Genomic DNA, 6,751 nt, shown 5'->3' with positions numbered 1-6,751 from the left:
CGCGCGGCGTCGCCCTCGACATCGACGCCGCCCGAGATCACCGTGCCCTGGGCTACGGCATAGATCTGACCGTCTGCCGCGTTGAGCGGCGTCATGATCAGCGTCCCGCCAAGCAGGCTGCTTGCATCCCCAATCGCCGAGACGGTGACGTCGATCTGCCCGCCGGTCCGGGCGAAGGCCGGAAGCTGCGCGGTGACGAAGACCGCGGCGACGTTCCTCGGGCGGAACTGTTCGCCCTGCACGTTGACGCCCAGCCGCTCGAGGATGTTCGACATGATCTCCTCGGTGAAGGGGGCGTTGCGCAGCCCATCCCCGGTGCCGTTCAGGCCGACCACGAGGCCGTAGCCCACGAGGTCGTTCGAGCGCACGCCGTCGACCTCGACGAGGTCCTTGATCCGCACGGATTGCGCGGTGGCGGGAAGCGTTGCGGCGAGGATCAGCGAGAGGGCGGCCAGAAGGCGCAGGATCATCGGATGAACTCCGTCAGGGACAGGCGCTGCGACCGCGCGGTGATCGCGTAGATGCTCTCGAGCTGGGCGCGGACGCTTTCGTAGCGGGCCGCGGTCTCGTAGGGCTCGGCCTCGATCAGGTCGAGCTTGGCCATGCTGGTGGCGGTCCGCTCGGCCGCGTTCTGGGCCATGCCGTCCTCGATCCGTGCCTCGGCCGCGCCGAGGCCGGCGCGCAGGGTCGAGAAGGATTCCTGCGCCGCCATGATGGTCGCGCCGGCGTGGCGCAGCAGATCGACCCGCACGTCGCTTTCGAGCGAGGTATCGCGGGCGATCGCCGCCATCACGATCGGCTTGAGAACCTCACGCAACGGCTGAGCGGTGGCGCGAATGTCGACACGCGCGGTTTCGCCCTCGCCGATCTGGAAGGGCGCGATCGGGTCGTCCGACCCGCTGTAGATCGCGGTTGCAAAGGTCCCGCCAGGTCCGAAGAAGCCATCCATCGCGGTGGCGATGTCCGCATAGGTGGTCAAGCCGGTGGTGGCAGCGTCGACCGCGGTCATCATCGCTTCGAAATCGAGGACTGCAGGCGTGTCGGTCGCCGTTCCGGAAAAGACGAAGCGGCCCGCGACGGTCTGGTTCAGGCTGCTGAGAACGGTGTTGATCGTCGCCTCGGCGTCGGCCGACATCGTATCGAGCAAGCCGCTGGAGGGCGTCAGCTCGGCGCCCAGGATGTTCTGCGCGAGATTGGTGCTGGCGTCCTGGATGTTGCCAAGCGACTGCTGCATGGTGCCCGTCACCAGCGCCGCCTCGGTCGTGTTGATGCGGTAGGCGTTCAGGCGCGACAGGGTCCGGTCGATCGCCGTGAGACCCGTCACGTCGCCGCCCAAGTGCTTGGCGCGATCCTTGACGAGGCCGGTCGACACCTCGACGGCAAGCTTGTCCATCTCGCTGCGCAGCCGGACCTGATTGGTGCGCAGCACCAGGGCCCGGGCCATATCTCCTACGGATTGCATTCTGATACTCCTCAGATGCTCAACAAGCGTTCCATGAGTTCGTCCACCGTCGACATCACCTTGGCGTTCGCGGCGTAGTTCTGTTCGATCTGCATCAGGCGCTGCAGCTCGGCGTCGGTGTCGACGCCCTGGTTGAGCTCGAGCTCCTTCATCGCGGTTTGCTGCGACACCAGGAACGACAGCTCGTTCTCGGCCGAGACGCGGCCTCCCGCGACCGAGCCCGTGAAGTCCCCGAACAGGCCCGTCAGGCTCGTCGGCTTGGTGCCGAACGCGGTTGTGGCGGGCGGCGCGATGTCCGTCAGCGCGTTCGCGATCGCCTGGATCAGTGTCGCGTCGCCGACATTGCCAGCGGTACCGGCATACATCCCGTCGCGCAGCCGCCAGGAATTGCCCGCGCCGGGCGCGACCTGATCGGTGTTGAGCCGGATCCGTTGGGCGGCGCCGACCTCGTTCGCGGGATCGAAGGCAGCCGGGTTAAGCCCGGCACTGAGGCCGCCGTTGATGTCGCGGAACAGCCCCGCATCGCCCGCTACCAGCGAGGCGTCTGCCGTGATGCCGTCCAGCCTCTGCATCAATTCGCTCGCCAGCCCGTCGAGTTCGGCCTGACGGGCGGGTGCCAGGCGATCGCGGATCTCGAACTGGGCGGCCATGTCACCGCCCGCGAACATGCCGCGGTCCGTCGAGACGATCGGTTCGCCGTCCAGCGTCAGCCCCGACAGCCCGGTTCCCAGGCCCATGTCCGGCGTGATGAAGGCGGTCCGGGTAAAGCCGATCTCGGAAGCCGACATCTCCAGCAGCGTCGCGCCGCCGCGCGTATAGACCGAGATCTGGCCCTGCTCGCGCTGCACGACCCGCAGCGGGACGATCTCGGAGATGCCGTCGAGCAACCTCTGGCGCTCGTCCAACAGCGACGACGCGTCACCGCCCGAATTGAAGGCCTTGCGGACGCGCTCGTTGATCCGCTCGAGGCTGCGCATCGTGTCGTTGATGCGGTCCACCTGCATCCCGATCGTGCGGTCCGCGGTTTCGCGCGCTTCCTGGATGCCGTCGGACAGGACGTTCAGCTTGTCCGCCAGCGCGTCGGCGGATTCGGCCACGATCTCGAGCCGTTGCGTCGATGCGGGGTTGGAGGCCGCCGTGAGCAGCGCGTTCTCGAAAGCCAGCGTGCGGCTGATCAGCGAGCCCGGGGTATCGGAATCGCCGACCGCGGCCTCGAAGCGGGTCGAGAACGCATAGAGCGAGTTGCCGTAGCCGTGCGAGGCGTCCGACAGCCGCCGGTCGGCCAGGATGACGGGATCGACGTTGCGCACCACGCCGTCGATGCGGACCCCGCCCGACGTCCCGGCCGCGCCCGGCGAAAGCTCGAGCGAGCGGCGCCCGTAGCTTTCGGTCGTGGCGTTCGAGATGTTGGTCGAGACCACGTTGGCGGCGCGGGTGTTTGCCCGAAGGCCGCTGAACGCGTTGTAGAGTGCTCCGGAGAGTGACATTCGGCGGCCTCCTCAGGCGGTGAAGCGCTCAGCGCTTCATGTTGGTGGTTTCCTGGAGCATCTCGTCGACGGTCTGGATGACCTTGGCGTTCGACGAATAGGCGCGCTGGGTCTGGATCATGTCCGTCAGCTCGCCCGCCACGTCGGTGGCCGATTCCTCGCGCGCGAAGGGCACGATCTCTCCGGTCGGGCCGGTGCCGGCGTTCCACAGCACGAAGCCGCCGCTTTCCGGGGTCGGAAGATAAGTCTGCCGGTCGAGCGCGCGCATCCCGTTCGGGTTCGGCAGGTCGGCCAGCGGAACCTGGTAGATCACGCGGTTGGTGCCGTTGTCGAAGAAGGCCGTGACGAAGCCGTTCGCGTCGACCTCGACGTTGGTCATCGTGCCCATCTGGCTGCCGTCGCGCTGGATGCTGAGCGGCGCGAAGGTGTCGCCCAGCTGCGAGATGCCGATGCTGCCGGGACCCGCGCCGATGTTGATCGTCAGGTTCTGATCGCCGGGGCCGCCGGCACCAAGCACCGGGTCATCCACCGTAACGTTGAGCCCGCCGGGCAACGTGACGGTGCCGGGGCCGTTGGCCACGACGTTGATCAGTTCGCCGCCGCTGCCGGGCGCGTTGCTGAAGGTCATCGTGTAGTCGCCGATCGTGGTGCCGTCCGGATCGGTCACGACCGCGTTCCACGTGTTGGCCATGCCCGGTGCTGCCGAGGTGAACGTCATGGTCAGGCTCTGCGAGCCGCCCATCGCGTCGTAGTATTCGAGCGTCAGGGGAATCGGGCCCGACGGCGCCGAGGTCAGCTGCGCCTCGGTCGAGGGCAGGTTCACGCCGAGGTCGATCCAGGTCGAGGGTTCGGCCGTCAGCTGGTTGACCGCCATCTGCACGGGTTCCAGGCCAGCCGCGGTGTCGCGCGGGAAGGCCGGCACGTTGCCGTTGGCGTCCGCGGGCCAGCCCATCAGCATCAGGCCGCTTTCCGTGCGCAGGTAACCCTGAGCGTCCGGGCGGAACGAGCCGGTGCTGGTCAGGAACATCTGCGGGTTCGCGGCCCCGCCGGTCACCTCGGCGGCGCGCGCCACCGGGAAGAAGCCGCCGCCGCGGACCGCGAGGTCGGTCGCGTTGTTGCTGCCGACGACCGAGCCGCCCTCGGAGATCAGGCGCTGGGTCGACGTACGCACGCCGCCGGCGGTGTAGGTTCCGCCGCCGCTGCCCATGACCACCGAATAGAAGTCGGTTTCGACGCGCCGGTAGCCCATCGTCGATGCGTTGGCGATGTTGTCCGAGATCGTGCCCAGGCGCGTCGCATTCGCGGACAGGCCCGAGACACCGGCATTGAGAGAGGAGGAAATCGTCATGACACGCCTTTCTGCTGTCCACGGATCGTTTCGAGGACCACAGATAAGGCGCGTCATTTAACGACAGGCTAACAGATACAATTAACTGCGTATCGCCGGTCTATTTGCGTAAAAAGACGATCTCGATGCGGTTGTTGCGCACGGCCATCGGGTTGACGTCGACCGGCTTGCGGTCGGCATGCGCCGTGACGCGGCTGAGTCTCTGCTCGTCCATGCCTGCCTGCAACAGCAGGCCCTGGACCGCCCGCGCCCGGGCGCCCGAGATGTCCCAGACCGGATCCGCGGCCACGACCAACGGGAACGAGGCGGTGTGCGCGCCGATGGCGATGTCGTTACGAACCAGCCGCGCCGCCTCGCTGACCTCGCGGGCCAGGGAGGCCAGCAAGGGCGTGGGATTGGCACCCGCGTCGAACAGGCGGCCGCGCTCGGTCTCGAACAGCTCGATGACCAGACCTTCGTCGGTCACGCGCGTCACGATGTGCTGCAGCCGTTCGTCGGCGACGATGCTCTCGCCCCCGCGGCCGGTCAGCTTTTCCTCGAGCTCGCGAAAGACCTCGTCCTCGGCGGCGACCGTGTCGTCCTTGCCCTGGTCGTAATAGCCGCGGGCACGATCGGCCTCGGCCGGGTTGAGTGCGGACGCACCTGTGCCCTCGCGTGGCATCGTGTTCTCGGACAGCACGGATTCCCCGCCGAACAAGCCATCGCCCCCGCCCGAGATCCTCGAGATCGAGACGGTCGGCGTGAAGTAGTCCGCGATACCCTTGCGTTGTGTTTCCGTCGTCGCGTTGAGCAGCCACATCAGCATGAAGAATGCCATCATGGCGGTCACGAAGTCCGCGTAAGCGACCTTCCATGCACCCCCGTGATGACCGCCGCCAACGACGATCTTCTTCCGCTTGATGATGACTGGCGCGACAGTACCGTCGCCATTCATCACTCCACCTTTCTCCCACCGAGGACAGGTGTAGCCGCGGTCGTTTTAATACCTGCTTAACAGATCAACTTGTAGACGTTCGGGCACAGTCGTGATGATTTTCACACATCGGCCCGCGGTGGCGGACGGCGCGATAGACTTGAACCGGCCGCTGGGCTACGCCGAAGGAACGGCGTGCCCAGAAGGATGGATCATATGCGGATCGGTGTGTTGTCCAGGCTCAGGTCCAGTGCGGCGGGTATCGTGGCGCTGGTCGCGGCGACCGGAGCCGCGACGCAGGCGGTGCCGCAGACCGCGCAGGACGAGCGCGGCTTCAGCTTCAACACCTACGGCGTCCCGGGCCTGATCGACATGCCTACGGCCGAGGCGATGCCCGACGCCCAGCTTGCCGCGACCATCGCCCAGTACGACAAGTCGCGCCGGACGACCCTGGCGTTTCAGATCCTGCCGCGCCTGACCGGCTCGTTCCGCTACTCGTCGATCGAGGACCTCTTCAACGAGGACACCACGCTCTACGACCGCAGCTTCGACCTGCGCTTCCTGATGCTGAAGGAGGGCCGGCTGCGGCCCGCGGTGGCCGTCGGCCTGCAGGACTTCATCGGCACCGGCATCTACAGCGGCGAATACCTGGTCGCGACGAAGACCGTGGCCGACGGGCTGACGGTGACGGGCGGCATCGGCTGGGGCCGGCTCGGTACCTACAATCCGTTCGCCAGCACCGGCGATCGGTCCGAGGAGCTTCTGGGCGAGGGCGGCGTGCCCAATGCCGACCGCTGGTTCCGCGGCGACGTCGCGGCCTTCGGCGGCATCTCCTACGCGCCCAACGACCGGCTGCGCTTCAAGGTCGAGTATTCCTCGGACGACTACGAGCGCGAGACGTCGACCGGCGGGCAGGACAAGAACAGCCCCTGGAACTACGGCGTCGACTACCGTTTCGCCAACGGCACGCAGCTGTCGCTGTACCACATGTACGGAAACGAGCTGGGCTTCCAGCTGTCGCTGCAGACCAACCCCAAGACGCTCGGCGTGCCCGGCGGGGTCGAGTCCGCGCCGCCCCCGGTCGCGCCGCGGGCGCCCGGCGCGGCGCAGGATCTGGGCTGGACCACCGACGCCGAGGAAACCCGCAGCGCCATCGCGTCGCTGCGCCGCATCACCGCCGAGGAAGGCATGGAGCTGGAGGGCATCGACCTCGAGCCGCGGCGCGCCACGGTTCGGTTCCTGAACGAACGCTACGGTGCTCCGTCGCAGGCGATCGGCCGGATGGCGCGCGCCATGACGCGGGCGTTGCCCGCCTCGATCGAAACGTTCGAGATCATCCCGGTCGTCGACGGCATGGGCACCGCCGCGGTCATCGTGCAGCGTTCGGACCTCGAGCGGCTGGAACAGGATTCCGCCGAGGCGATCCTGGCCCGGACCGAGTTCGTCGACGCCTACGGCCGTGTGCCGCCGGTCTCGCCGGGCTTCTACCCGAAGTTCAACTACTCGATCGCGCCCTACCTTCAGCTGTCGGTCTTCGACCC

At 67.4% G+C, this 6,751-nt stretch carries 6 protein-coding genes; 1 reads left to right on the top strand and 5 read right to left on the bottom strand.

All coding sequences use genetic code 11. The features are described from left to right. From ACFDTC_RS04580 to ACFDTC_RS04560, 5 genes are all read right to left on the bottom strand, one after another. The coding region (locus ACFDTC_RS04580; protein ID WP_375257694.1) for a flagellar basal body P-ring protein FlgI at positions 1 to 470 on the bottom strand (470 nt) is incomplete at its 3' end. After that, entirely contained in the window at positions 467 to 1,462 is a 996-nt protein-coding gene (locus tag ACFDTC_RS04575) for a flagellin (RefSeq protein ID WP_375257693.1), read from the bottom strand. The genes ACFDTC_RS04580 and ACFDTC_RS04575, both read right to left, overlap by 4 nt. 11 nt (positions 1,463 to 1,473) lie before the next feature. Then, positions 1,474 to 2,949, bottom strand: a complete 1,476-nt coding sequence (flgK, locus tag ACFDTC_RS04570; protein WP_375257692.1) for a flagellar hook-associated protein FlgK — start codon at positions 2,947 to 2,949, stop codon at positions 1,474 to 1,476. A gap of 28 nt (positions 2,950 to 2,977) precedes the next feature. Next, positions 2,978 to 4,297 (bottom strand): flagellar hook protein FlgE, encoded by a 1,320-nt coding sequence (locus tag ACFDTC_RS04565; protein WP_375257691.1) that lies wholly within the window; start codon positions 4,295 to 4,297, stop codon positions 2,978 to 2,980. A gap of 100 nt (positions 4,298 to 4,397) precedes the next feature. Then, positions 4,398 to 5,231: a flagellar motor protein MotB gene (locus tag ACFDTC_RS04560; RefSeq protein ID WP_375257690.1), complete on the bottom strand. Its 834-nt coding sequence runs from the start codon at positions 5,229 to 5,231 to the stop codon at positions 4,398 to 4,400. Positions 5,232 to 5,441: 210 nt separating this feature from the next. Between ACFDTC_RS04560 and ACFDTC_RS04555 the strand changes: the two genes are divergently transcribed. Then, a partial coding sequence (locus tag ACFDTC_RS04555; protein WP_375257689.1) for a YjbH domain-containing protein occupies positions 5,442 to 6,751 on the top strand: 1,310 nt, incomplete at its 3' end.

The sequence above is a fragment of the Citreimonas sp. genome (assembly GCF_042096055.1).
In the GTDB taxonomy this organism is placed as follows: Bacteria; Pseudomonadota; Alphaproteobacteria; order Rhodobacterales; family Rhodobacteraceae; genus Citreimonas.
Note: the sequence above shows the minus strand (reverse complement) of the source record. Positions and strands in the feature narration are given on the sequence as shown.